Genomic DNA, 26,672 nt, shown 5'->3' with positions numbered 1-26,672 from the left:
TCTTGATGAAATAAAAAAAATCATCAATATGACAATTTGAAAACTAATTTTGTGTAAGATTATGATTTTGCTTTAAATTTTTTAAACGTTAAAATATAATACCGTTGATTGTTGGTTTGGTGTTAAACCTTTGTGTTGGTATTTTCATTTTCAGAGCTTTAAATAATTTTGAATATTAGTGAAACCCAAACCATGATAATGAATTAAGGCTTCTTTAAGACTGGATTGTAATTTACTAATCTTATTTAACTTTTGATAACTAGTATCAGGGTTTGTACTAGTTTTGGTGGAATATAGAGTAGAATTTGTTTGTTTTGCTACTAATAAATATAGTGGTTGCATATCAGAAATAATTATTGATTTTTCTTTAATTAGTTGCTTATTCATATTTTCAATAATCCATTGTTTTTGTAATCTTTTGGTATTGGTGGATTGAACAAAAATATTATTATTGCTATCAACTGCCATTTGAATACAGCATTTGGTATCAGTTGAAAATGGATCGAGATGAGTTTTTCGTTTATCAAATTTATCTTTAAAATTGCCTTTATGAATTTCTTTAATAAATGTTTCATCCATTTGGATTTGACCATTTAATTTTTTAAATTTTAACTGTGTATTTTCTAATTGTTTTGATTGCATTAATTTTTGTCGATTATATCAAGCGGTTTTTGGGGTTGTTTTAATAAAACGAGAAATTATTTTACTAGATTGTCCTAACAATGAAATTTGAATTAATAAATTTCACTGTTCATAATTTAAATGACTTCAATAAGTAAAATGATGACGAAATGCATCAAAACTAGCACGACATTTTTTACATAAATATTTTTGTTTTCCTTCGGAATTATGACCATTTTTAACACAATGAAAAGATTTGCAATTAGGACATATAATGCCTTTATCTCTAAATTTTTGATCAATTTCATTTAAACGTTTTTGTTTTTTAATTAAGTCTGCTTGTTGTTTTATTTTTTCATAAAATTCTAAAAATTGATCATCTGTTAAGCTATTTATTAATTCTGTAATTATTTTTTTCATCATTTATTTACCTCCATATATTAAAAATATACCTAATTTTAGGTATATTTTATAAATATCAAGAGTTTTCGACAAAATTAAAGATAATAGTCTTTAATTTTGTCGAAAACTCTTGATGAAATAAAAAAAATCATCAATATGACAATTTGAAAACTAATTTTGTGTAAGATTATGATTTTGCTTTAAATTTTTTAAACGTTAAAATATAATACCGTTGATTGTTGGTTTGGTGTTAAACCTTTGTGTTGGTATTTTCATTTTCAGAGCTTTAAATAATTTTGAATATTAGTGAAACCCAAACCATGATAATGAATTAAGGCTTCTTTAAGACTGGATTGTAATTTACTAATCTTATTTAACTTTTGATAACTAGTATCAGGGTTTGTACTAGTTTTGGTGGAATATAGAGTAGAATTTGTTTGTTTTGCTACTAATAAATATAGTGGTTGCATATCAGAAATAATTATTGATTTTTCTTTAATTAGTTGCTTATTCATATTTTCAATAATCCATTGTTTTTGTAATCTTTTGGTATTGGTGGATTGAACAAAAATATTATTATTGCTATCAACTGCCATTTGAATACAGCATTTGGTATCAGTTGAAAATGGATCGAGATGAGTTTTTCGTTTATCAAATTTATCTTTAAAATTGCCTTTATGAATTTCTTTAATAAATGTTTCATCCATTTGGATTTGACCATTTAATTTTTTAAATTTTAACTGTGTATTTTCTAATTGTTTTGATTGCATTAATTTTTGTCGATTATATCAAGCGGTTTTTGGGGTTGTTTTAATAAAACGAGAAATTATTTTACTAGATTGTCCTAACAATGAAATTTGAATTAATAAATTTCACTGTTCATAATTTAAATGACTTCAATAAGTAAAATGATGACGAAATGCATCAAAACTAGCACGACATTTTTTACATAAATATTTTTGTTTTCCTTCGGAATTATGACCATTTTTAACACAATGAAAAGATTTGCAATTAGGACATATAATGCCTTTATCTCTAAATTTTTGATCAATTTCATTTAAACGTTTTTGTTTTTTAATTAAGTCTGCTTGTTGTTTTATTTTTTCATAAAATTCTAAAAATTGATCATCTGTTAAGCTATTTATTAATTCTGTAATTATTTTTTTCATCATTTATTTACCTCTATATATTAAAAATATACCTAATTTTAGGTATATTTTATAAATATCAAGAGTTTTCGACAAAATTAAAGATAATAGTTATTAAAATATAAAATTAATCATTTATAATTAAATTGATATTTTTGCACTACACACTGCCTACAAATTTTAAAAAGAAAGTAGATATATTTATAAAGAATATTATAAAAATTTATATTCCAAAACTACTATTAATATGACCCTTAATAAAAATATTCTTATTTTTATTAAATCCTACTTTAAAACAATTATTTCATTACTAATAATTTCAATAATAACTTATAGACAGTGTGTAATACAAAAATAAACAACAAAATTATTTAATCAACTCACATAAAAGCTAGTGTGCCATAGCTAAGATATATGATCAGTAATAATAAATATTAAAATACTTTAACCATAACACGGAAAAAGTTTAAAATCTTAATGATAACAAAAATACCAAATGGAATTAAAATAATTCACGCATCACCTAAAAAGGTCATTAATTGTGGTAATACAGCATAAATTGCTTCTTTAACTTTCATCATTGCTTGCCCTAAACCACTTCAAATAGAACCCATTCCATCTGAAATAGTAGGTTTATCACCAACTGCTAAAAAATTAATTGCTGTTGTTAAATACATACCTAACATTATTTTTTATCCCCCTTATTTTCAATTTCTTTTTTATCTTTTTTCTTTCCTCGAACGAATTTGGCGAATTTTTTGATAAATTGATAAACCAATTCACGCAAAAATACCTAGTATAATAACAACACTAAAAATTGTCGTTAATCAAACTGGCATAACTTATTCCTCCTAAAAATCTAATTTTCGCGGCACGCTTCGCGTGTTCGCTACGCTCAAAATAAACTATATTGAATAAATTACCACTAATAAATTACGCGGATAATTTATTCATCTTCTTTTTCATTATTAATTACAATATTATTTACCGTATTAATAACATTATCTTTTCCATACTTAGTTACTAAGGACCGTAAAATAAAATAATGTTTTCTTTCCATTAAAAAATCAACTCCTTTCTGAGTTGATTTGTTGCACTTCACTTACACGATGCCATTTTTAATATTATTATCTTTTTCTAATTGACTTAATATTTGTTGTATTTCTTTTTTATGACCTTTTTTAATTAAATCTAAATAAGTAAATGGATTTAATCATTGATAAATATCTTCAACTTTATTTGTAATTTTATTATATTTATCAGTAATATAATTAATTGGTTTTAATACTTTATTTTGAATTTGATTAACTCTATTAATTAAATTTACAAATTTACTTATTAAATGTTTATTTTCTAAATTAGATACTAATAAAGTTAAAACTCGTAATATTAGTAAATTCATTGTTTATTATTTTGAATAAGTTAAATTAACTGTTCCACTGTATTTGCTTGGATTAGCAATTGCCAATGCACTAGTAGATTTTATATTAGAAAATGTAGCATCACCATTTTGATAACTAGGATTTTTAGCTTTAATTGCTGTTTCTAATTCAGGAACAGTAGGATTTTCTCCTGACATTGTAATTTTTCCTAAATTATTTTGTGTAATAATTGTTCTAATATAATCAATAGGAACACGATAAGTTTTATTTAAATTATTAATTGCTTGATTAATTTCATCTTGTGTTGGCGCTTTTTCTAAAATAATCTTACATGTTTTAGGATATAAAATTGTTGGTGTTGCATATTGTACTTTACCAATTCATTTCGGGTTAGCAGTATCATTATCTAAAACTTGTTGAATAGTATCCATATTAATTGGATATGCTCATACTTGCTTATTAATAATTAAACCATTTACATTAGTAAAATTATAACCTTTATCACGGTTAACTTGTCCTTTTGTATATGTTTTTTCTAAATGAAAACTTTTTGATACAGGAATTCCCATTGCTGTATTTTCATATAATTCACCATTAACCATTGCTTTTAATTGAGCTTGTGAACCAATTACTTTTAAATAAGCAGGTGTTAATCCTAAATAGGCTCTACGACCTAAAACCATAAACATTTTATCTGTTGGCAAACCAAAATATAAATTACTAATTTGATTTGTTAATTCAATCAATGTTTCATTTAATGTAAAGAATGCTTTATTTGCATCATCTGCATTTTCGGCTGTATAACTACGAAATGGAATTACTTCATATTGACCATCTGCTAAACAATAATCATAAATATCCTGAATTAATTCACATTCTAAATTAACAAATTTATTTTGTACAACACTAGAAATAGCATCGGAAATCATTCCATTTTTAATATTTGCTTCTATCATTGCTAAATCAAATGCTTCATTCATTAATTTTAAATTAAATCTTTTATCAATAGGAACTGGAATTCTTGTTAATCCCATAGTTTGAGTTGTCCCACCATTTGGTAATGAATAATCATCTTGTCATACCACACGATGAGTTAAATTATATAATGCTTGACCAGCATTTGGTAATCAAGCAACTTGTTCGGCTGTTGCTGTCGCATATTGCATAATACTTGCACATTCATTATATAAAGGTCCACGCAATAAAGCATTAACCATATCAACATAGGCTTTTTGATTTGTTGTATTACCTTGTAATGTAAAAGGTACTTGTGGCAAATTAATTGTTGCCATAATTTTCACTCCTCATTATCTAAGGTTTTTAAGTGTGAAATCTGATATCTTTTTAATTTCTTCGGGAGTATATGCTCCTTTTTCTTTAATACTTTCAATTTCATCATTTTTATTTTCAACCGATTTTTCAATCATATCTTTAATAAAATTAGTTGGTGAAATTGATGGTTGTTCTTCAACAAACAAATCAGGTTTTAATTCTTTTAAAGTTTGCATTTTTTCAGATAAAGAACTACCACTAACTTTATTTAAATTAGTTTTAATATCTTCAATTTTAGTAGATGGAACATCTTTAAATGCTTTTAATTAATCTAATTCATTAGCAATTTTTAAATACTCTTCTTTTGAAATAGTATCTTTTCGTTTTTGTATTCCCTCAATAATTTGTTTTGTTTCATTATGAAATTCATTTAAAATATTATCTGCTATTTCTTCACTTAAACCTTGTTCTATTAATTGTTCTTTTGTAATTGCCATTTGATAAACCTCTCTTTTTTTATCCTTGTTCGAATAACAAGTCAGCATAAGTCTTTTTAAGGCGGAAAGCATAAACCGTAAATTACTTTTTTGTTAAAAGGATAAACCGTTAACTTAATTCTACACTATTATTTTACCAATGCAATACTTTAAGAAATATTTATTAAATGTTTAATAATCATTATTTTTCAAGATAAAATTTTTAAAATAATTCATTTTTTGCTTGTATTATATATATATATATAATGCAGGTAGATCTTGATAAAAAGTTTCAAGATTAAGAAAAGGAGAAAAACAAGTATGAAAAAGTTACTTAGTTTATTAAGTGTATTAACAATTAGTGGAAGTGCTGTACCAACAACAATTGCCGCTAGTCCTTATCAAAAAGAAGAAACTATCAAAAATACTGATATTAATTATCAACAAACAAATAATTTAGAAAAATTAAACAGAAATAAAAGAGGTTGAGATGATTTAAATAATGCATCTAAAGGTGCTATTATTGGTGCTGGAATTGTTGGTGGTGGAGTACTTATTTTTTTAACTGGCGGTACAATTCTTATGGGTGCTGGGTTAGGAGCCGCTACTGGTTTTGGAGCAATATCTGGAGCCGCTGGATCAGCAGGTGGATTAGCCACTGCTTCGGGAATAGGAACTGTTGTTACTGGAACAGTTTTTAATGGTGCTATTGGTGCTGGAATTGGTGCCGGTATAGGGTCAGTTGTTTAAAAATATTTATGGAAGTAAATTTCAATTTATTTCCATTTTTAATTAAATTAACAAAATTCAAAAAAAGGAATAATATATACAATATGAAAAAAATGTTAAGTATCTTCGGTTCAATCACTTTAATTGGAACAAGCACAACAAGTTTAGTAGCTTGTGATAGTATAGCAGAATATACAGCCGAAGAATTAAAACATTTAAAAAAAGAAAACCAAATAAATACAACTGATGAAACTATTAAAAACAATTTAGAATGAATAGCATCAAAAGAAAAACCATTTATTCAATTAGACAACAAATATTATTATGTAGTATGACACAGTAATTCAAGTGAAAATTGAAGAATTACAAAATTTAAAAATGATACAAAAACATCAAAAGAAAATGGAAAAAGAATAATTGTTAATGAACATGGTGTAGAAAAATTATTTATACTTATGGAAACAAGAGGTTTAATTAAAAATAAAGAAATAAAATTTCCAAAAGACATAGCAGTTCAATGAAATTCTTCATTTTCTTGAAAATTTAGTCAACCAAATAGTGAAACAGTTTTTAAATCAGTTTATCGTTGAAATTTAGATACACAAGAACCTGATTTAATTTTAGATGAAAACAATAATGTAAAAGTTAATGAATAATAAAAAAAGATTATTTAAAAACTGCATATCCTCTAAAAGTTTAACAAAGCCTTTTTAACTTTACTTACTTTTTGGGGTGCAGTTTTTTTTAAATATTTTTTATTTTTATCTTGGGTTACATGTAATTTTAACAGGGCTATTACTATTATTTTTAATTTTTAATACGTCGTAATTACTAACATCTATTGTAATGTTTTTGTCATTACCAAAATATTTATAAAACTTCATAGTACTATAATTAAGATAAGATAGTGATAATTCTAAATATAATGTTTTTGAAAATCTAATTTTTAATTTTACATCATTAGTATAATATGCTTGTAAATATGTTTCTTTAATTTTATCATTAACTTTATTAGATAATGATGTTATTTGTAATAAAAATAATAAAGTAGCACCATAAGCTTCATAAGTACTTTCATACAAATCTTTTGTTAAATCATTAGTATAAGCAGTAGCGAAAGTTTTAATATCATTTACTTTTATATTATCAGTATATAAAGTTATTGTATTATCAAAATTAATACCATCACTTTGTGATAGGCCTGCGGAACGTAAACTTACATCAGTTAGTGTTTTAAAATTATTTTTACAATCATCAACACCGCCTATAATATTTATATTTCTATTAGGAATAAAATTTTCTATATTAGGGACTGCACATTCAACTTGTAAATTATTAAGGTTACTTATTTCAATTGTTTTATAAGAACTTATAAATTTATCAATACTTTGAATGGTTGGGTCAATTTGTTTTAAATCAATTTCAGTTTCATAATAACCATTAAAATAATTATTATTAAATAAATTATAAAAATTGTTTCCTCTAATTATTGAAAGAGTATTAGAACACTGTGCTGATGCTGTAATTTTAGTTTTTAATGGTTGATTTGCATTAGCATCTCAGATATCTTTGGTATAAGGTTTGTAGTTATATGGTACTGGTGGGAGAACATATTGTGGGTAATTAAATGTTGGTATTTCATAGTCGTGTGGTAGTAAAAAACTAGTTTTATAATTAGTTGTCATATCACGTAAATAATTATTTAATACGCTTTTTGTTTTACCACGAAAACTTCATACTGATAATCTTAAATAATCTTCTTCATTGTTTGTATATGGATTATCAGCATAAAAGATAATTTCAAAATTACCTTTATATAATGCTTGGATTGAAAACATATCAATTATATAACTACAATTTGTGCCATCTGGTGTTTGTAAGAATTCACAATCATTATCTTTTTCACTATCACTAACTGGTATTTGAGCATCTACCGCTTTAGTTTGTTCATTAATTAAATAAACTCGGTTAGTTTTTTGATTTAATTGTTTTAAATTATAAGTTGAATAAGTTATTCGTTCAGTTGGTTTACCATCTTTTTCTAAAACGTTACCTTGTATTTTATCAGTTAATAAAGTTGTAAAACCTAAACTAGTAGCATTTGCACCAAAGATAGCACCAACTTTATCATTACCTTGCTCTCTAAATATTTCAAATGGTAAATAACCTTTACCTTTTGATTTTTCAGACCAAAAGGCATCATTATAGAAACTATAAATATTAGCACTCATAAAACCATTAAGTCATTGAAAATTGGGTCATGATTTTTCATCTTGATTAATGACTCAACCTCACGGAATACCAAACGAAATAAAGTTTAAGAATTTACCAACTCCACCCGGTATCGTAAAAGGGTTAAAAACTAATTTTTGTGTATAATTTAAAGGTAATACTGTAATTTGGCGATTAATAAAATTATTCATATTTAAAATATCTCAAACATTACATGCACCCATTTTATTATATTCAATTTGAACTTGACCAACTGTATTGCCAAATTCATCTTTTCTTCTAAAATAAGATGATGCTTGGGTGCTAATAATGTTATCAAATGTACCGCCATTTGTTTTTATTTTGCTTGGTGGTGTTATTTTTCAATCTTTAGACCAATAAAACTTAGAATCTTTATCTTCTTTATGAATATTTCTACCAACCCTAGAATTAGTTGTCAATGTAGTACTGGGGTCGGTTATAATAATACCTTCACTATTTTTCTGTTTTCAAAAGTCATACCTACTTTCCATATCTTTTTTTCAGTCTTCATAGACAGTTATCATTGTTGGTTGAATACCTTGAATGTTATATCAACTTACTTCAGGTGATGCATAAGTATTTACTTTGTCGGGTGGACATGGATACATGTTATACATTAATAAATCACGAGAATTCATTACTTTTTTATTAAATTGACCTTTAATAATTGGTCGGCCAATAACAGGCATATCAAAAAAGATAGGGTTACCATAAAATTTAACTGCCATTGCTCTAACCCCTGGATCTTTTAATAAAACTTCATCTAATTCAACAATTCCTTTATTTAGTTTTTCATCATAAGTTATTTTAGGAAAACAATAGCCTTCGCCCGGGGCACTTGTTTGAATAAATTGTCGTACTGATAAACCACTATGACTAATTTTATCATTAATACTTGAAAATGTAATTTCTTGTCATAAAAAACTACCATCATATGGTGAATAATAATTAATAACATTTGATGGATATAATCATTGTCTATCTTGGGGTGCAGAATTAATACCACCCCCACCAATATTTAAACCACGGTCATTAAATACGGTATAAAAATTATAATAATCATTAATATTTAATTTCTCAGCATCTTCATCTAAAATTAATAAAGTATATTGTCTTTCTGTTGATTGCTGAGTAAATACTTGTTCAAATTTAGCTTCACCAAATTGAATTGAACTTCTATCATCAATCATATAAGCATCTAAATATTTACCAACTTTAACCTCTTTTGTATAAAAATTATCAGCTTTATTATCATTATTCATAAAATAACTTAATTTATATTGGTTTAAGTATTTTACCAGTCTATTAATATCATAGATATTTTCACCATCAATTAATTTTCAATAAATATTACTATTTTCATCTTTTAATTTTATCGCAAATGGTGTTTCATTATTGGCTCATATAGTTGAGTTAACTGGTTGATTTTTAAAATCATCAATAGTTAAGATATTAATTTCTTTACCTTTATATTTTTGTACTATTTTTAAACTATTTTGTCATTGAGCAATAGTACTTTCCATATTATCAAATATGCGTGAATAACTACCATAATCACTTGGTTTGGCATTATTAGGTTTTCAACCTGTTTCAGTATCAGGTATATATGAGCTCTATAAACATTAAAAGGAAATACCATTCAATGTCTATTATCTCGTATATTTTCTCTAATATCTATTAAAGTATCATGGGCCTGTCTTCTTAATTCTTCCATAACACCTGGGTTAATTCTACTCATTTGTTAATTCTCCTTAATTTCCGTTCTACCTTGTACTGCATTTTGATTATTACCAGTTTCATCATATTCTAGTAATTTATTATTATGTTTTATTTCTTTGGCTTGCATTTTGTCTTGTCATGCTTCTACTTTTTCAAAATATTTGGTTGCTTCTAATTCATCAATATTATCATATTCAGTAATTGCTCTTATTGGTTCCATTGTGCCATTATCTAATCTAGCAGTAATTAGTTCATTTTGTCGCATTTGGTCAACTAAACTAGCACTAACAAAATCAAAACCATATTCTCGTTCACCAACACCATCTCATAAACCATAATATTTTAAAACAGTATCAAACATTTTAGTATAGTATTGCTTACGATATGCTTGTAAATATGCTTGTTTTTCTAAGTCTTTTGTTTTAGTTAATAATGACTGTGTTTTATTTTGGTCATTATCTGATTTATCACCAAAAGGACTAGAAAAATGACATGCTAAGTATACTTGTTCAATAATAGCTTTTTGGTCTTCGGTATATGTTTCTAAGGTTGGTGTACCTTGTACTACTTGTAAAGATTGGGATAATTAACCATCTACTGCTGATTGACCTGATTGAATAAAAATATCATCAAAAGCATCTTGTAATACTTTTTTATTACCTTTGTTATAAGCAGTCATTAAATCATCATCTAATATTCCATATCAATGAGTACGATTTGCTCATCTTTCTTTTGATTTAATATTAAAACTATCTTCTAAATCAAATTGTAATTTATAACAATTTGCCATAGTAGGCCATGGGTTTAATGTTGTTGAAGTTGATAAAAATAATGGATTAGGTTCATTAATCATTTCTCAAAAAGGGACAATACCTAATTTGTTTTTAAATTCTTGTACTAAAACAGGTCTAACACCATCTTTAATTTGTGTTTTACTTTGTCCAACAACTACTTCATTATTTTTAGGTCAACCTTTAATAACTATTTTATCTTTGGTACAAATTAAATTTAAAATAAAACCACTATCTGATTGATGATAATTTAATCAAATATCAGCACCTTGTTCAATTTCGTTTATTTTACTTACACGTGATGTAAAGTTAAAAGGGTTAATTCATAAATCAATATTGCCGTCATTAGTCTCTAATAAACCAAAGATAGTTTTACCCATTAAACTTGCTGTTAATTCATTTTTATCTAATTTTTCTTTTATTTTATAAGTTTCATATCATCAGTTTAATTTTTCTAAAATGTCTTTACGATGAGATTTAAATAAAATATCTTTACCATTTATTAATCGCATTTGATGACGAGCAATAATATTGGCTAAATTAATAGTTCAATCATAATTATAAAATTTTAAAACACTATTAATATCATTTAAGTTTGGTAAACTAGGAAAAGTATTATTCATTGTTATTTTGCTCCTTTAATTTTAAAATAAGTGCATAATTAATAATATTTACTGTTAATAAACTAGGTTCATTTGCTAAAACTTGTACACATACTTTAACTTTTTGATATTTCTTAATATATTCGTTATATAAATTTAATTTACATATTGCGATATTATCTTTTTTTAATTCTTGACAAAGTCTTTTTTTAACTTGTCCACAAACAGACATATATGGTCTTTTTGCATTAATTACTCTTTCATCGTGTATTACATAAATATCTTTTTTCATTAAGTTATTCACTCCCTTTGTTGTCATAATTTATAATCTGCTGAACTATTATGTTTAACCATATTAACTAATTCAAAGTGTAAAGCATAAAAATCACTATCAAATGTATCATCATATAAATCTAACATTCTCTCTTCTCTAGCATCTGGTTTATCTTCTCATTGAATTAATTCATATTGTGTTTTACTTACAGGACATTTTTCTCATAATCATTTTAATTGATTAGTATTAATTAACATTGTAAATGCTTCTACACGATGCTTTATTTTAAATTTCTGCTTTTGCGCTGGTTTAAAATGCATGTATTGACCAAAAGTATAATTGTATTTCTCTCGGTTTAAACTTTCTAATGTTGCATAAGCACTATCATCAACATTAATTGATATACCTTGTTGTATTAAATTAAAATATTGATTTAATTGATTATTATAAAACTCCAATATATCTTTTACTTGTTCTAATGGTCCTTTAAATTGTTGAGTAGCATTTGAGTGTGTGTATTCAGCAACTTTATAGGCTTTTTTATCAAATGAATTATATATTCAAAAACTCGCTGCTGTTGTATGTCCCTTAGGACTAGTAGAGTTTGCTAAGTCAACACCACCTAATAACTTAGTTGGTTGAATAATATCTGTTGCTTGCATAATATCAAGATATCTTGCAAAGATTGAACCACTAGTATTACCTGGTAAACCTCAACTCCAAACTCTTGCTCTTTCAATATCTAATTGTTCTAATCTTAATTGCTCATTAACTTTATCTTGTGGTAATTCATAATTTAATCTTCAACTAGAATAATGAATAATAATTTTCATATTTCATTTTTCAATATACTTAATTTGCTCATATTTACTACGCATTATTTCTTCATCAAAAGGCATTAATTCATTACAATAACCAACAATATATCGTTTTAAACTTTCAGGATTACATGTATTAATTGTTATTTTATTTTGATAACCACGAATAGCAAACTCTAAATCACTTAAATCTTTTTGTTGAAATTGATCACATTCTTCTCTTCAATCAATTACTAATTTATATTTATTCAAATCAGCAAAGGCTTTTAATTTTTCTTTCCGACTTGGTGAATGTAAACCTTTACAATATATTTTGCTACCATTTGATAAAGTAAAAGTAAAATTTGATAAATTAATAGTATAAGGAATATGATTTTCATCTAACATATTTCATATATTTTGAAATACACTATCTTTTAAATCTTTACTTCAATACATACTAGCAATGATACAAATTGGTTCTTTAATTAATAAACTAATTTTTAATAATTCACCAAACATTTTAATATTTGAAATAGTCTTACCACTATATCGTGTTCCAATTTGATTAATTTCATTAACTAACTCATATTTCTTAGCAAATGGATATTTATTACCAATACTACTATTTTGTAATAACCAATAAGGAGTTTCTAACAAATAAGTAAAATGGTTAAGCATTATTATCATTTTCTTTCTTAATATCTCTAATATCAGTTTGTAAATTAACTATTATTGGTTGTTGATTATTTAAGTTTAATTCTTGTTCTAACTGTTTTTCTTGCAGTGAATATTTATAATTAAATGCTCGTTGTCAATATAATTTAGCACCATCAGGTGAACGCATCATATATTCAATTATTTCACTTTCAATCCTATTAATTTGTCTTTCAATTAAAGGAACTATCTTTTCGCTCGCATAAGTATCATATCTTCACTTGCGAGAAAGGTTGAATTTATTGGTTAAATCATTCAAAGTATAGGGAATATTGGGTTTCTTATCGGCTCAAAATTCTTCTATTTTACGCTTAATTGTGCTTAAACTTGCTGTTTTTGGATTAAATTCTTTCATTTTTTACTCCTTTTTGCATATTAAAATTGCTATTATTTAAACAATATGATTAAATAAAAGAGTAAACAATACTATAAAAATGTAACAAAAGAACCAACTCGGCTCTTTTTTTATTATCTATATTTTACATCAAAATAAAAAAAAGCAAATTACTTTACTTTTTATTTTTTAATATAAACAGTTTTTAAGAGACAGAATTCAACTACTGTTTATTGTGTATATTATATTCCTATAAAAATATTTGTCAATATAATAATTTTAATTTTTTAATTTAATGTTATAAATTAAATTAAAAGATTGGAGACAGAAAAAAATGCAAGATTATATACATGTAAAATTTGATGAACGAAGATTTTTTAAGGATTTATTTTTATCTGATAGTTGTAAAAAGAAAAATGGCACACTTAATTTATCTGAAATATCAAGGCAAACGGGTCGTGCAGTTAATACTGTTAAAAGAGAAATTAATAGATTTAAAAATATAGAAGATTATGATGCTCGTAAAGCACATGATGATTATTATAAAAAACGAAAAAAATCTATTAAAAAACTACCTGAATTTACAGAAGAACAAAAAGAATGATTAAATGTAAGATTTAATAAATATCATGATACACCATCACAAATTATTAGAAAATTTAAAAAAAGTTTGGTGTTAAATTTCCAGCATGTAAAAAAACTTTATATAAATGAATTAAGTTAAATTTATTAGGATTAAATAAACAAAATTTACGCCATCATGGTAAAAAATACAAAAGAAAAGGAAAAACTGAAAATCGTGGAAAATTAGATGATAAATTTAAGTCAATATGAGATATTGAAAATAAACAATCTAATGTTGGTTGATTTGAAATGGATACGGTAGTTGGAAAAGAGCATCAATCTGCTGTTTTAGTATTAGTTGAACAAAATAGTAAAAATTATTTTGCAATGAAATTAGAAAAAAATAATTCAAGTGAAGTTTTAGAAAAACTTGAACATATAGTTAGAATTAATGGTTTAGTTGGAAAAATTAAAGGAATAATAACAGATAGAGGAAAAGAATTTAGTAAGTTTGAAGAAATGGAAAAGATTACTGGTTCTAATATTTATTTTTGCGACCCCGGTAAACCACAACAAAAGCCATTAATTGAATATATGAATTCTGAACTTAGAGAATGATATCCTAAGGGAACTGATTTTAATAATGTCGCTCAACAAGAAATAGATTGAGTAGTCAATGATGTTATAAATGAAAAATTAAGGCCTGTTCTAAATTGAAAAACTTCCAAAGAAGTATTTTCAGAGAATTTTAAATAAGTTTATTTGAAAAATTTAATAAATTATTTTTCAGTGTGTTTAAATATGCTAAAAATAGGGCAAATTTACAAATATTTTATTTTTTTGAAAAAAATAGTTGCATTTCTTAAAAAGAGTGTTATTATCAATCTAACAAGAGACAGAATTTGCTGCTTGAATTTACACGATGCCTAAAATAATATAATTAACAATTCGATTATAATTAGCAATTGATGTTTTCTTTTTAACCGAATAATAAGCTAAAACAAAGTCAGTTCCAGCCGTCGAAGCACCACCCTTATAAACTAATCCATAAGCGATTCCGTTTAAAATTCCTGCTACCGCCCCGCCGCAAAGACAAATAATCAAATTTGATACATTCCACCATAATTACTAAAAACATTTAAACTATTATAGTTAGTAATAAAAAATAGTTCTTGGGGATTAATAAGTGGAATATAAGCAAAGGCAAAGTGGAAACCATTTTGTAATGCAATATAAACAATTGTCCGAACTGAAAACCGAATCCCAACTTTAATTACACAAAAAATAAATAGTGGTAAATTAAGAATAAAGAAAAAAACTCAATACATACTTGTTTGAAATGCCAGTTGATCTTGGTGTGGTCAAATTGCAACCGCAACTCCCCTTGCAATCGCTCCAATTCCACTCGGCATAATTCCGTAACTTGTTGTTGCGGCAATAAAGTAATCATAACTAACCATTGCTAGAAATGCCGCAAAAGTAATATACCCATAATCACGAAATAATCGTGATTTAAAATAACTCTTAAATCGTAAATTAAATTCTTTGCGAGAAATTCGTTCACAACTTCTTGTTTTCCGATGCCCTTCTTTATAAGCATCAATTGTTTTACTTTCAACATCCTCTGCGCAAACTCCCGAGGCATTATTATTTTGTGCTACGTGTGTTTCTTCATCATATGTCATACTTTAGATTTCCTTGCCCTTTCTTAAACCTTAATTACAAATAAGTATAACACTATCTTACAAAATAAAAACAACCCTTGGGTTGTTTTTATAATAAAATTAATAATTATTCACTTTTTAAACGAATTGTAACTTTGAATGATCCAACTTTAATTGGGTCATAATCGTTTCTTGTAATATCCACAACTGTATAATCTTTTTGTAATTTTTGGTTTAAGTTTCCAAATTTAACCCCTCTGTTTGCTCCTTTATTTGAAGGAATAAAAACTGGGATTTTACGATAGTCTAAAGCTGGGATTGTCATATAAACAACAATTTGTTGATATGGTGAGTCAACATCTTTTAATGCTTCATTTAAATACTTAATAAATTCATTGCTTACTAATTGTGCACCAAAGTTTTTATCTTCAACAAATTCATGTGATTGGTTGTGTGTGATGTAAAATGAAATTCTAGCATCAACATTTACTAATAAGTATTTTTCTGGTACTGTTGCACCATTATATGTGTATGATGATTTGTCTTGACATTTTTCAGCAATTGCTGCTGCAATTTCATTAGCAACTGTTTCAATTTTATATAATTTTTCATTATTTAAATCATATTTTGCTGATTTATTTCATAATAATTCATCATCATTAACACGAACTTGTTCTAAGAATAATAATTTACGTAATCATTTTTTAGGAGCATTTTTTCATTCATCTTCTCCTAAGATTACTTTACTTGGTCCCTCGTTTTCCTTTGTTTTTGATCTCATTACTTGAATGATATCTAAGGCAACAGGCGTTCTTTCTTGTTTATCAACTAACATTAATGAAGGTCCAAATCCTGATAATACTTTATGAGTATTTGGTTTAAATAATTTAACTCATTGGTCATGTTTGATTTCAAATAATTCATTGATTGAATCTAAATCATCTTGTGATGATTGTGATAAATCAATAATATAATTTGAACTTAATAAGTTAAATAATCTTCTTAATAAGTATTTTAAAGTATTTACTGTTTCATACATTTTAAATTTATGAATTGGATCATTATCTCATGGTGATAATGCATTATTGTAAATAATTTTTAAAGCAATATAATTAATGCTTGATTTTTTAGCAACTTGGGCAATTGCACCAGCTTCAGTATCAATAACATCAATTGTGTGACCATATTTGTCAACCATCTCTTTAAATTGTTTTGAGTTATAAATCAACATATCTGCTGTTCCAGTAACTCCTTCAGTCAATCCTAATTTAAAGTCTTTAACAACTTTCACAAATTCACCATCGAATTGGAATGACTCAGGTTCATTAACAATTTGTCCATATTTAATATCTTTGAAAACTGTTAAGTCTGCATCACGATAAATAAATTTTGTTGAAATTGTTGTATCTCCTGTGTCATGTTTGTCATTTGTTGACAAGGCTAAATCTATGTTCAAGATTGTTTGTAAACCAGGATATTTTTCTAATAAGTAAGTAATAGCCATTGCTGCATTTGCTTTACCATAACCTACTGTTGCAATAATGAAAGTTTTTCCATGGTACTTAACATGTTGGATAACACAGTTTTTTCATCAATATTTTTTTACTGTTTTGATATTGTGCTTATCTTTCATTGTAAAATATGCCGTTGAAATAACACCGATCATTTATTTTCCACCCCTATTTTCTTAATAATTAATTTCCAAAATTGATTATTTTTAGTGCATCTTACTATAACTAATATTTGATTATATGCAAAATACAACTAAAATTATTGTATCGTATTTTTAATAAATTATCAATGGATAATGTTAAAATGTTAAAAATTATTGAAATAATAAAAATTATTTTGTTTTTTATTTTTAAAATAAATAAAAATTATTTTCTATAATTATTATTAAAAACACAATTATTTTTATTTAATGTTTAACATTAAACATAGAGAATTGCATATTCTTGTGATGAATTTTCCCCTGTTGTTTGCTCATTTGGCTTTGTTATTTTGTTTTGATTTGTTTGTCTTGAATGATGCGCAATTTGATAACTATCTAAACTAATTTTAACAATATCAAAAAAACTAGTTAAAGCAAATGCACCAATAAATCAAGCCGCCCCACCCGTAATTTCCTTTTGTTCTTTTATTGTTAATAATTTCATTTTCAGTTAAACAAATAAAATTTGGGAATAATTAGCATGATTTAAATTACTATGTTTATCTGATCAAGTTAAATGTGCCCCATTTGTTGTTTTATAACCACCTTCGGTGCGATTCATTTGTTGCGTTGCGAAATAAGTTGAAAAACCAGTTGAAATTAAATTTGTTAATGAGTTACTACAAGCATTAATAATAGCAGCAATCCCAGTTAAAAAAGCCCCCGACATTTTTCCCCCAGATAGTTGCTTTGTTTGTTCTATTGTTAATTTTGTCACTTTATTTTTCCCCCTTGTTAATTATTTAACCTTTTCTTTTATAAATTCCTTGAAAAAAAAGTAATTATTTAATCACTTTCTATTATTTATTCAACACTTACAATTTTAACTTTATATGGAACTTGAATTCCTTTAATTTCAACTAAATCGCCCATTTTTTGGCCAATAATAGCTTTAGCAATTGGAGATTCATTTGAAATCGTATTTTCAAAGGGATTTGCTTCAACAGCCCCCACAATTTTAATTTCAAAATTTTTGTTAATTAATAAATTAGTAAAAGTAACTTTACTTCCTAATTTAATAATTCCCGTTTTTGATTTTACTTCTTTAATTTCTTTTGCTTTTGTTAACAACGATTCAATTTCTTTAATGCGACCTTCAACTTCCGCTTGGCGATTTCGTGCCGCATCATAATCCGCGTTTTCTGATAAGTCCCCTTGTGCACGGGCTTCTTTTAATTCTTCAATAACTTCTGGTCGAATGACGTTAATTAAATTATCTAATTCCTCTTGTAAATCCTTAATTCCCTCTTTGGTCAATAAAATTTCTTCATTCATTTAATATTCCCGTTCCTCTCCATTTTTAATTACAACAATGATTATTATACCTTAAAAAATAAGATAGTTAATATTTTTTTAACTTTTTTTAGTTTTTATCTTTAATTTTGTCGAAAACTCTTGATGAAATAAAAAAAATCATCAATATGACAATTTGAAAACTAATTTTGTGTAAGATTATGATTTTGCTTTAAATTTTTTAAACGTTAAAATATAATACCGTTGATTGTTGGTTTGGTGTTAAACCTTTGTGTTGGTATTTTCATTTTCAGAGCTTTAAATAATTTTGAATATTAGTGAAACCCAAACCATGATAATGAATTAAGGCTTCTTTAAGACTGGATTGTAATTTACTAATCTTATTTAACTTTTGATAACTAGTATCAGGGTTTGTACTAGTTTTGGTGGAATATAGAGTAGAATTTGTTTGTTTTGCTACTAATAAATATAGTGGTTGCATATCAGAAATAATTATTGATTTTTCTTTAATTAGTTGCTTATTCATATTTTCAATAATCCATTGTTTTTGTAATCTTTTGGTATTGGTGGATTGAACAAAAATATTATTATTGCTATCAACTGCCATTTGAATACAGCATTTGGTATCAGTTGAAAATGGATCGAGATGAGTTTTTCGTTTATCAAATTTATCTTTAAAATTGCCTTTATGAATTTCTTTAATAAATGTTTCATCCATTTGGATTTGACCATTTAATTTTTTAAATTTTAACTGTGTATTTTCTAATTGTTTTGATTGCATTAATTTTTGTCGATTATATCAAGCGGTTTTTGGGGTTGTTTTAATAAAACGAGAAATTATTTTACTAGATTGTCCTAACAATGAAATTTGAATTAATAAATTTCACTGTTCATAATTTAAATGACTTCAATAAGTAAAATGATGACGAAATGCATCAAAACTAGCACGACATTTTTTACATAAATATTTTTGTTTTCCTTCGGAATTATGACCATTTTTAACACAATGAAAAGATTTGCAATTAGGACATATAATGCCTTTATCTCTAAATTTTTGATCAATTTCATTTAAACGTTTTTGTTTTTTAATTAAGTCTGCTTGTTGTTTTATTTTTTCATAAAATTCTAAAAATTGATCATCTGTTAAGCTATTTATTAATTCTGTAATTATTTTTTTCATCATTTATTTACCTCTATATATTAAAAATATACCTAATTTTAGGTATATTTTATAAATATCAAGAGTTTTCGACAAAATTAAAGGTTTTTATTGCCTTGCTCTGTTAATAGCGTTTTAATTTTAGTGGCAATCATATCAATTGCAATTTCGTTGCCTTCATAATATGGGACAATAATATCAGCATACTTAATACTTGGTTCAACAAAATATTCATACATTGGTTTAACCGTCGTTAAGTATTGACTAACAATACTATCAATTGTTCGCCCTCGTTCATTTAAATCGCGGTTTAAGCGGCGAATAAAACGAATGTCATCTTCGGTTTTAATAAAAATCTTAATATCTGATAATTGGCGAATTTCTTCTAATGCCAACCCTAAAATCCCATCTAAAATAATAAAATCACCAGCCATAACGTGATTTGTTGTTTCTGACCGATTATAAACCGTAAAATCATAAATTGGAGTTTCAATTGCTTGGCCTTGTTTTAATAATGTCAAATGTTCTACTAATAAGTCTAAATCAAGCGCATTAGGATGATCAAAGTTAATTTGCTTGCGTTCTGCTAATGTTAAATGATCTAACTTTTTATAGTAATGATCCATTTTTAAGTAAACAATTTTTTTACCTTGCAAGATTTTTGCAATTTTAGTTGCAACTGTCGTCTTCCCACTTGCTGTGTGCCTCCGGCAATTGTTACTAACTGAACGTTATTTTCCTTTTTTAACTTAATTATGTAAACCCTCCACTGGTGCTCTAATGTTAGTATATCACAAAGAAAAACAACTTAACTGTTGTTAAATTGTTTTATTAATCATGTTCTTCGGCGTCTTCATCAACTTCAAGTTGCTTATATTTGTCAAAAACAAGGTCTAATTCACTAAGCATATGCTTAGCATCATATGATAGTTAGCATTCGTTTGATCCCGATATAACGCTTGATTCCGTTTTAAATAATACTTGATTTCGTTACGAATTTCTAATGAAACGTATTTTCAATCATCTGTTATTTCAAATTCAGCATCTAATTTTGCTTGTAATTCGGGGCGTTCTTTCATCAGACGTAAATATTTTTGACGATAATAAGTAAAATATCAAATTGTAGCAAAACTAACTGAGAATCCAACAAAGGCTAATTCAATTGCTGTTCCAATAATTGCACTTTGATGTTTAGTTCCTGTTGTTGAAACAATATTATCAATTAAACTATAATAATGTCACACAAAAACAAAGCATAAAATAATAAATACAATTGGAAAGGCAATATGTTCTCATAACCGCATTTTAATTTTACGTTGATACCCTAGTTTTAATGTAACGGCAATGACCATCGCATAAATAAAAATTGTAATTGCTGATGACGCTTCTGTTAAAGATGAAATATCAAACGGTTGTTGATATGTCATTGCTTGCGCTGGAGTTGCCATAAACCAAAATTCTTTTGTTAAACCAACTCCTTTAATAATATCGGGAATTGCTAATCAAATAAAAATCATTAAACTAGTAATTACCAAGTTTAAAATCGAAGCACGCGCTGGTAAACCATCTTTGTTTAGTTTTCGTAAACGATCAGGTAAATATCCTTCAGTTGATAATGGTTGTAACGAAGTTCCACCATACAGCGCATTTTGCATTGCAACATTAACCTTTAAGGACAACGCACTAATAATCATAATAATCGGACCACCATATAAAATAAGTTTATTGTTAAACGCTAAACTCCATGTCCCTATGTTCATATTTTGAACAAAGTGATTAAAAGCTGCAAAGAAAATAATTGAAATAACAATATAGAAAATGGTACTAATTAACATAATTAAAATAATTCCACGGCCAATATTTTTTTCTGGATTACTAATATTTCTCCCCGCGGTTGAGAATACTTCAAAACCAGCAAAGAAGAAAAAGCAAGAGTTAAAAGCTTTAATAAATCCTGGTAATGAAAATTTAGTATTGTGCCCCCAATAACTTAAATTTTCCCCACCATGTTGAACCGCTAAAACTAACCCGGCAAGAATTAAAAAACCAGCGGTAACTCATTTAATAATTCCTGTTCCATTTGCTAATTTTTTATATAATTTAATCCCCCCAAAGATGATTGCTGCAGCTGACATATAAATGGCAATTCCAATAAAATCTAACCATAAATCCCCAAATGAGCCTCAATCAGCAGCATACCACGGAACGGTAATGCTTCCATCAGGATTAACTTGTGAGATTCAATCAGCTCCAAATGAACCACGAATTAACATCATTACTTGAATCGTAATTAAGAATGGTAATTAGACATATTGCATAAAAGCAACAAAAATTCCTCAAAACTTTCCGAAAGTTGTTCGCACATAAATATATGAAGCTCCATTATTGTTTGAATGGTGAACTCGTGCCATTTTAGCAAATGCTTATGCACATATTCCAGCAATTAGTCCTTCCACTGCAAATAACCACATAGTATGAATTCCAATTGAGTTAGGTTCTGAAATATTTGCTAAAATAGCAAAATTACCGATAAAACTAATTCCAACAATATAATTAAAGCCTAATCAAACAAAATCCGCCAAACTAAATTTTTTGTTCTGTTCTTTTTTAAGCATAAAATAGTTTTTTCCTTCCTAGTTAAAAAACAGTGTTAATATTTAATTGATGATATTTACATAAAAATTAAATTATAACATTCAAATTATTTAAATTTTTTCTAAATAATTTATCTATAATTATAAAAATCTGAGGTGAAAAAGCAAGCACGAAAAAGAAAAAAACTAGACCTTTTAGGTTCCTGTGAAAAGATTGTTTTACCAATAAAAAAGAAAATCCAAAGATTTTCATAAATAATGCTATTATTTTGTTAATTTGTTATTTTTTTTATTCAGCATTCCATCATTAATTACTTTAGGTTAATGACGATAAGCAATACTAATATTTTTTAGTTTAATTTGTAATGGGTAACTTAGTTCCTTCGTGATTGCTTCATTAATTTCTTCTGTTAACTCAGTTAATTCTTCTTCACGTAAGATCTTTCCACTAATATAAATATGTAAAATTGAATTATCAATCATACGGCATTCAATTTTATCAATAAAATATTGGTGAGTAATATCACGAATTGAATATAAAATAATTTTTTTAATTGTTAATAAACTCACAATAATACTACCACGGTGATTACTATCGATTGTTAACTCAGTAAAATTATTAGCCATTTTCGATCACCCCTTACATTTATTTTATTTTTTATGCACGGCTAGAATATTTACCATCACTTGTTGAGACCGTAATTAATTCCCCTTCTTTAATAAATAATGGTACTTGTACTTCTAACCCAGTTTCTAAAACTGCCTTTTTCATCGCGCCAGAACTAGTATCACCTTTAACAGCCGCTTCCGCTGTGGTAATTGTTAAATCAACTTTATCTGGTAAAATGATACCCAAAACTTCACCTTCATATTTTGTTACCGAAGCCATTACTCCTTCTTTAAAAAAGTTTTTTTCTCATGTTAATCTACTTGACGGAACTTCTAATTGTTCATAACTTTGGGTATCCATAAAAATAACATTCGCTCCATCATCATATAAATATTGCATTTCAACCTTATCAATCATTGCTTTTTCAACTTTATCACCGCCAGTAAAAGTAATTGATGTTGTCGCGTTGCTACGAAGATTTTTTACTTTTGCCTTAACGTGAGCTTGCCCCCGCCCCGACTTTGAGTGTTGTGCTTCAACTACAGCATAAATATTACCTTCATATTGAAATGTTAATCCCGGACGGAAATCATTTACACTAATCATTTTCTTCTTCCTTTTCTATCTTATCTTTTTTATGATTATAACCTAATTTTAATAATAAATAAAGACACAAAGAAAAATTGTTAAATTTTTTGCGCTTTTTTGCCTCTTAATGTTTTAAAAAAGAAAAAGGCGCTAATTCTTCTTTTGAACTACACCCCGGTTCTGTTAACTCCAAGTAATAACATTTTTACCAATATAACGTTCTGAATTTTTCGCTGCGATAATTTCAACCTCAGTTGCCGTCTTTTGAATTTCAAAATGACGCGGTGTAAAATAAAAGGTTGGATTTAAAACCGCAAAATATTCCATCATTTCACTAACTGGTAACGTTGCTAAAACCTTTGTTTCATAATTAAACTTAATTGTTGCTAAATCAGCTGGTTGTGTTCGGTACAATGCGATTGCGATAATTTCTGTTGTATCAGCAAAATGAACACTCGTCGCATTTGCCTTAATTTTTACATTAATCAAAGTTGTCTTTTCGCCCCCACCAGGGATTTGCTGTCAAGTTAAATCAGTTCAACTAGTTGGAGTTGTTCCTTGCTGATAATATGTGAACTCCAGTTCATTACTAGCAACTTCACCGCGATATTGATTGGTTTCTAGTGCCTCATAAATTGCATTTTGAAAAATTGGTTCCGTTACAGTGGCAATTGTGTTTTGGTGATCAAAAACAGGAACTAATGCTAATTGGGTTTTAAATAACGCTAAGGAAATTTTACTACGATCACGTGTTGCAAAATTATTACAACTAACAGCTGTTACGGGAGCACTAAATACGGTCAAAGCACTAAACATTGTCAATAGTCTTTTCATTTTAATAATCCTCCCCAAAAGCCGCATAATCAGTTTGAATAATTCCTAATTGTTTTTGATAACGAGCCTCAATAATTTGACGTTCACTAGCAGTTAATAAGTACGGATTTAATTCCATTCCTCAGTGTTTATATTTTGAACTTCCATAACCAACGGTAATTTGTGTTCGAGGGGTAACATATGAAATTCGAATTTGATATGAACCATTGGGAACATAAATTGGAATAAAAATAAAATCAGTATAAATTGAATTAAATTCTGCTTTAGCAAAACCTTTATAACGATTAGTTAATAATTTTGGATCAGTAATATGATCAGCATCATTAACTTGATTAGTATAATTTTTAAAAACATTATAGAAATTTTCAATTGCCGAAGTTTCTTTTAACCGATTTCAATATGGATTATTCAATTTATTTTCAATATCAGCAAAATCAGGAGCACGATTATTTACTAATTTTAAATCACTAAAAATGCGTGATGTTCCTGAATAATATTGTAAATCACCACCAAGGGAAAAGGTATGTAAATAAGTATATGGGTCAGCATAATCTGGTGATCATCCACAAACCAACAGATCTCAATCAGCTTTTTTCGTACGACTAGTATATTCTGTTGCATCAACAGTAATGTCTGGAATAATTTTAATAACATTATTTTCCGCATTAAACGAATCAATCATATTTAATAAGAAGCGATTACTTGTTAATGTTGATGCCCCATTCATTAAAAAGATAATTTCAACATTTGATGAACCTGTGTTTTGTTGTAACCAAGTTCGAATATCATTCAAAATATCTTTATCGTTTTTTAATAAATCTTCATTCAGATACAAGGCATCACTACCATCTTTTAATAACTGACTGCTTGCTTGCACATCATTGTTTCGAAATTTCGCCGCATATTCTACTTCAACATAGTACGGATAATCAACCCCCGCATTATTAATAAAATCACGAGCAGTATAAACATTTCGTAAAAATTTTGATGTTTGTGAATCATCTAATGTTTCTGAATAATATTTTACAAACTTACTACGATCTAAATGAGTTGCTAAGTATTTTCGAATTTTATCATATTGTAGTGCCTTGCTCGCATTTAAACTTTTTTGAGCCAAACTACTGTTACTACTTAAAATATTTGCATTAGCATAATTAAGCATTAGCGTATAAGTGGTTGGATCAGGATTAATAATACTTGAGGCCCCACTAAAAACGGGATTGGCAGGATTAGGCCCAACATATTTCCCCCAACCATTGGTATCAGTTGGTTGAACAACAAAGTCATTAACATCCCCTGATTCAAATAATACTCGTTCCCGCGAAACATCATTGTTTGCTAAATAGGTATAATTCAATTTATCAATATAAGTTAATTTAGAATGACGATAGGCAGCATTTTTTCGTAATAAAACTTGCGAGGTTGAACTATATTTTTCAACTAAATATGCCCCCGAATACCAAATATTTTTATAATTTGTCCCATAATTATAACCTTGTAATACTGCTTTTTCTGGCATTGGTGCAAACGCTAAATAAGTCATTAAGGTATCAAAATACTCTGCTGGCTTTGCTAATTTAATTGTAATTTCATCATCTGCCGCGTTAACACTCATTCCTAATTTTGTTCAAATTGGGTCATTATAATAATCCGGTTGATATTTACCAGCTTGAAAATACTCTCAAATTTCTTGTGCTCCAGCAATAAAAGTTCGTCAAATCCCAGCGGTTGCTGATAAGTTTTTTGGAAATAACACAAACTTAGCTGTGTTAATCATATTACTTGCTTTAATTTGTCGTTGAAAGGTACCTTGATAATTAAATCATTTTGCTGCTGAAGAAATTTTATATTTTCATTCACTTGCATTAGCATTTGGTTGCCCAACATATTTTGATGTTTTATCGGCTTGCACCGCAAGATCACCAAAACTACGATTATATTTATCGGTTGCCACTAATGTTCCAACTAAGTCCGCTAAAATCTTATTATCCTCTCCTTGCATTGTTGTTCCGCTTGATCATGATGTTAACGGATATTTAAACATTGAACGAAAAACATTATCATAATTTAAACGGTTAGCTAATCGCTCTAAACTAATTCCGCACGATACTACCAAGGGCGTCACCGTTGTAATGGTCGTTAAACTTGCAAAAAGCGCTAATTTCTTCTTTAACATC

At 27.0% G+C, this 26,672-nt stretch carries 32 protein-coding genes and 1 pseudogene; 3 read left to right on the top strand and 30 right to left on the bottom strand.

Annotated features, from left to right (window positions below):
* Positions 1-81: 81 nt before the first annotated feature.
* The 9 genes from ACOBME_RS09855 to ACOBME_RS09815 all read right to left on the bottom strand — a co-directional run bounded on the left by ACOBME_RS09855 (position 82) and on the right by ACOBME_RS09815 (position 5,322).
* Positions 82-1,044, bottom strand: coding sequence for an IS1/IS1595 family N-terminal zinc-binding domain-containing protein (locus ACOBME_RS09855; RefSeq protein WP_338963247.1), 963 nt, complete (start codon positions 1,042-1,044; stop codon positions 82-84).
* A 188-nt stretch (positions 1,045-1,232) separates the two neighbouring features.
* Positions 1,233-2,195 carry an IS1/IS1595 family N-terminal zinc-binding domain-containing protein gene (locus ACOBME_RS09850; protein WP_338963247.1) on the bottom strand — a complete coding sequence of 321 codons (963 nt, stop codon included), beginning with the start codon at positions 2,193-2,195 and terminating at the stop codon, positions 1,233-1,235.
* A gap of 410 nt (positions 2,196-2,605) precedes the next feature.
* Positions 2,606-2,857: a hypothetical protein gene (locus ACOBME_RS09845; RefSeq protein ID WP_338963620.1), complete on the bottom strand. Its 252-nt coding sequence runs from the start codon at positions 2,855-2,857 to the stop codon at positions 2,606-2,608.
* Positions 2,857-2,949, bottom strand: a complete 93-nt coding sequence (locus tag ACOBME_RS09840) for a hypothetical protein (protein ID WP_419335391.1) — start codon at positions 2,947-2,949, stop codon at positions 2,857-2,859. The genes ACOBME_RS09845 and ACOBME_RS09840 overlap by 1 nt, the downstream gene beginning before the upstream one ends.
* Positions 2,950-3,117: 168 nt before the next feature.
* On the bottom strand, positions 3,118-3,273 hold the full coding sequence (locus ACOBME_RS09835; protein WP_338966611.1) for a hypothetical protein: 156 nt from the start codon (positions 3,271-3,273) through the stop codon (positions 3,118-3,120).
* Positions 3,274-3,573, bottom strand: coding sequence for a hypothetical protein (locus tag ACOBME_RS09830; RefSeq protein WP_419335114.1), 300 nt, complete (start codon positions 3,571-3,573; stop codon positions 3,274-3,276).
* Between the two features lie 6 nt (positions 3,574-3,579).
* Entirely contained in the window at positions 3,580-4,845 is a 1,266-nt protein-coding gene (locus ACOBME_RS09825; RefSeq protein ID WP_419335112.1) for a hypothetical protein, read from the bottom strand.
* A gap of 15 nt (positions 4,846-4,860) precedes the next feature.
* Positions 4,861-5,061: a hypothetical protein gene (locus ACOBME_RS09820; RefSeq protein WP_419335110.1), complete on the bottom strand. Its 201-nt coding sequence runs from the start codon at positions 5,059-5,061 to the stop codon at positions 4,861-4,863.
* Positions 5,062-5,151: 90 nt separating this feature from the next.
* Positions 5,152-5,322, bottom strand: a complete 171-nt coding sequence (locus tag ACOBME_RS09815; protein WP_419335108.1) for a hypothetical protein — start codon at positions 5,320-5,322, stop codon at positions 5,152-5,154.
* A 300-nt stretch (positions 5,323-5,622) separates the two neighbouring features.
* On the opposite strand from ACOBME_RS09815, the gene ACOBME_RS09810 reads away from it, so the two are divergent.
* Both ACOBME_RS09810 and ACOBME_RS09805 read left to right on the top strand, forming a co-directional pair.
* Positions 5,623-6,051 (top strand): hypothetical protein, encoded by a 429-nt coding sequence (locus ACOBME_RS09810; protein ID WP_419335106.1) that lies wholly within the window; start codon positions 5,623-5,625, stop codon positions 6,049-6,051.
* An 83-nt stretch (positions 6,052-6,134) separates the two neighbouring features.
* Complete coding sequence (locus ACOBME_RS09805; protein ID WP_419335104.1) at positions 6,135-6,686, top strand: lipoprotein; 552 nt, start codon at positions 6,135-6,137, stop codon at positions 6,684-6,686.
* A gap of 105 nt (positions 6,687-6,791) precedes the next feature.
* Here the strand turns inward: ACOBME_RS09805 and ACOBME_RS09800 are convergent, their stop codons facing one another.
* The 7 genes from ACOBME_RS09800 to ACOBME_RS09770 all read right to left on the bottom strand — a co-directional run bounded on the left by ACOBME_RS09800 (position 6,792) and on the right by ACOBME_RS09770 (position 13,538).
* A complete protein-coding gene (locus ACOBME_RS09800; RefSeq protein WP_419335103.1) occupies positions 6,792-9,806 on the bottom strand; it encodes a hypothetical protein in 3,015 nt (1,004 codons plus the stop codon).
* On the bottom strand, positions 9,770-10,021 hold the full coding sequence (locus ACOBME_RS09795) for a hypothetical protein (protein ID WP_419335101.1): 252 nt from the start codon (positions 10,019-10,021) through the stop codon (positions 9,770-9,772). Before ACOBME_RS09795 ends, ACOBME_RS09800 begins: the two co-directional genes overlap by 37 nt.
* A 3-nt stretch (positions 10,022-10,024) precedes the next feature.
* Complete coding sequence (locus ACOBME_RS09790) at positions 10,025-10,363, bottom strand: hypothetical protein (RefSeq protein ID WP_419335099.1); 339 nt, start codon at positions 10,361-10,363, stop codon at positions 10,025-10,027.
* A 225-nt stretch (positions 10,364-10,588) separates the two neighbouring features.
* Entirely contained in the window at positions 10,589-11,416 is an 828-nt protein-coding gene (locus ACOBME_RS09785; protein WP_419335097.1) for a hypothetical protein, read from the bottom strand.
* Positions 11,409-11,687: a hypothetical protein gene (locus ACOBME_RS09780; protein WP_338963373.1), complete on the bottom strand. Its 279-nt coding sequence runs from the start codon at positions 11,685-11,687 to the stop codon at positions 11,409-11,411. The genes ACOBME_RS09785 and ACOBME_RS09780 overlap by 8 nt, the downstream gene beginning before the upstream one ends.
* Entirely contained in the window at positions 11,687-13,147 is a 1,461-nt protein-coding gene (locus ACOBME_RS09775; protein ID WP_419334685.1) for a PBSX family phage terminase large subunit, read from the bottom strand. Before ACOBME_RS09775 ends, ACOBME_RS09780 begins: the two co-directional genes overlap by 1 nt.
* Positions 13,140-13,538: a hypothetical protein gene (locus tag ACOBME_RS09770; protein WP_419335095.1), complete on the bottom strand. Its 399-nt coding sequence runs from the start codon at positions 13,536-13,538 to the stop codon at positions 13,140-13,142. Before ACOBME_RS09770 ends, ACOBME_RS09775 begins: the two co-directional genes overlap by 8 nt.
* 313 nt (positions 13,539-13,851) lie before the next feature.
* Between ACOBME_RS09770 and ACOBME_RS09765 the strand changes: the two are divergent.
* A pseudogene (locus ACOBME_RS09765) lies at positions 13,852-14,837 on the top strand (IS30 family transposase).
* Positions 14,838-14,996: 159 nt separating this feature from the next.
* On the opposite strand, the gene ACOBME_RS09760 reads toward ACOBME_RS09765, so the two are convergent.
* The 14 genes from ACOBME_RS09760 to ACOBME_RS09695 form a co-directional block, all read right to left on the bottom strand.
* Entirely contained in the window at positions 14,997-15,185 is a 189-nt protein-coding gene (locus ACOBME_RS09760; RefSeq protein ID WP_338966012.1) for a YitT family protein, read from the bottom strand.
* The gene (locus ACOBME_RS09755) at positions 15,155-15,766 is read right to left on the bottom strand and encodes a YitT family protein (RefSeq protein WP_338966010.1); all 612 of its coding nucleotides are present in this window, start codon (positions 15,764-15,766) and stop codon (positions 15,155-15,157) included. Before ACOBME_RS09755 ends, ACOBME_RS09760 begins: the two co-directional genes overlap by 31 nt.
* Before the next feature lie 106 nt (positions 15,767-15,872).
* The gene (gene fib, locus ACOBME_RS09750; RefSeq protein ID WP_338966008.1) at positions 15,873-17,411 is read right to left on the bottom strand and encodes a cytoskeletal motor fibril protein Fib; all 1,539 of its coding nucleotides are present in this window, start codon (positions 17,409-17,411) and stop codon (positions 15,873-15,875) included.
* Positions 17,412-17,676: 265 nt separating this feature from the next.
* The gene (locus tag ACOBME_RS09745; protein WP_338966006.1) at positions 17,677-17,901 is read right to left on the bottom strand and encodes a hypothetical protein; all 225 of its coding nucleotides are present in this window, start codon (positions 17,899-17,901) and stop codon (positions 17,677-17,679) included.
* Between the two features lie 6 nt (positions 17,902-17,907).
* Entirely contained in the window at positions 17,908-18,174 is a 267-nt protein-coding gene (locus ACOBME_RS09740) for a bacteriocin leader domain-containing protein (RefSeq protein WP_338966003.1), read from the bottom strand.
* A gap of 86 nt (positions 18,175-18,260) precedes the next feature.
* Entirely contained in the window at positions 18,261-18,731 is a 471-nt protein-coding gene (gene greA, locus ACOBME_RS09735; RefSeq protein ID WP_040093552.1) for a transcription elongation factor GreA, read from the bottom strand.
* 199 nt (positions 18,732-18,930) lie between these two features.
* A complete protein-coding gene (locus ACOBME_RS09730) occupies positions 18,931-19,893 on the bottom strand; it encodes an IS1/IS1595 family N-terminal zinc-binding domain-containing protein (RefSeq protein ID WP_338963247.1) in 963 nt (320 codons plus the stop codon).
* 74 nt (positions 19,894-19,967) lie between these two features.
* Positions 19,968-20,525: a uridine kinase gene (udk, locus tag ACOBME_RS09725; protein WP_419335091.1), complete on the bottom strand. Its 558-nt coding sequence runs from the start codon at positions 20,523-20,525 to the stop codon at positions 19,968-19,970.
* Positions 20,526-20,762: 237 nt separating this feature from the next.
* The gene (locus ACOBME_RS09720; protein WP_419335089.1) at positions 20,763-22,145 is read right to left on the bottom strand and encodes an amino acid permease; all 1,383 of its coding nucleotides are present in this window, start codon (positions 22,143-22,145) and stop codon (positions 20,763-20,765) included.
* Positions 22,146-22,292: 147 nt separating this feature from the next.
* Entirely contained in the window at positions 22,293-22,484 is a 192-nt protein-coding gene (locus tag ACOBME_RS09715; protein ID WP_338965965.1) for a hypothetical protein, read from the bottom strand.
* A gap of 300 nt (positions 22,485-22,784) precedes the next feature.
* On the bottom strand, positions 22,785-23,090 hold the full coding sequence (locus tag ACOBME_RS09710) for an MMB_0454 family protein (protein WP_338965963.1): 306 nt from the start codon (positions 23,088-23,090) through the stop codon (positions 22,785-22,787).
* Between the two features lie 31 nt (positions 23,091-23,121).
* Positions 23,122-23,679: an elongation factor P gene (efp, locus tag ACOBME_RS09705; protein WP_338965961.1), complete on the bottom strand. Its 558-nt coding sequence runs from the start codon at positions 23,677-23,679 to the stop codon at positions 23,122-23,124.
* 165 nt (positions 23,680-23,844) lie between these two features.
* Positions 23,845-24,495: a hypothetical protein gene (locus ACOBME_RS09700; protein ID WP_338965959.1), complete on the bottom strand. Its 651-nt coding sequence runs from the start codon at positions 24,493-24,495 to the stop codon at positions 23,845-23,847.
* A 1-nt stretch (position 24,496) separates the two neighbouring features.
* The gene (locus ACOBME_RS09695; RefSeq protein WP_419335075.1) at positions 24,497-26,671 is read right to left on the bottom strand and encodes an ABC transporter substrate-binding protein; all 2,175 of its coding nucleotides are present in this window, start codon (positions 26,669-26,671) and stop codon (positions 24,497-24,499) included.
* Between the last annotated feature and the right edge of the window lies 1 nt (position 26,672).

It is taken from the genome of Spiroplasma endosymbiont of Sarcophaga variegata (genome assembly GCF_965178695.1).
Lineage (GTDB): Bacteria > Bacillota_I > Bacilli_A > Mycoplasmatales > Mycoplasmataceae > Spiroplasma > Spiroplasma poulsonii.
The sequence above is the reverse complement of the archived record's forward strand: the minus strand, read 5'-3'. Positions and strand labels throughout refer to the sequence as shown.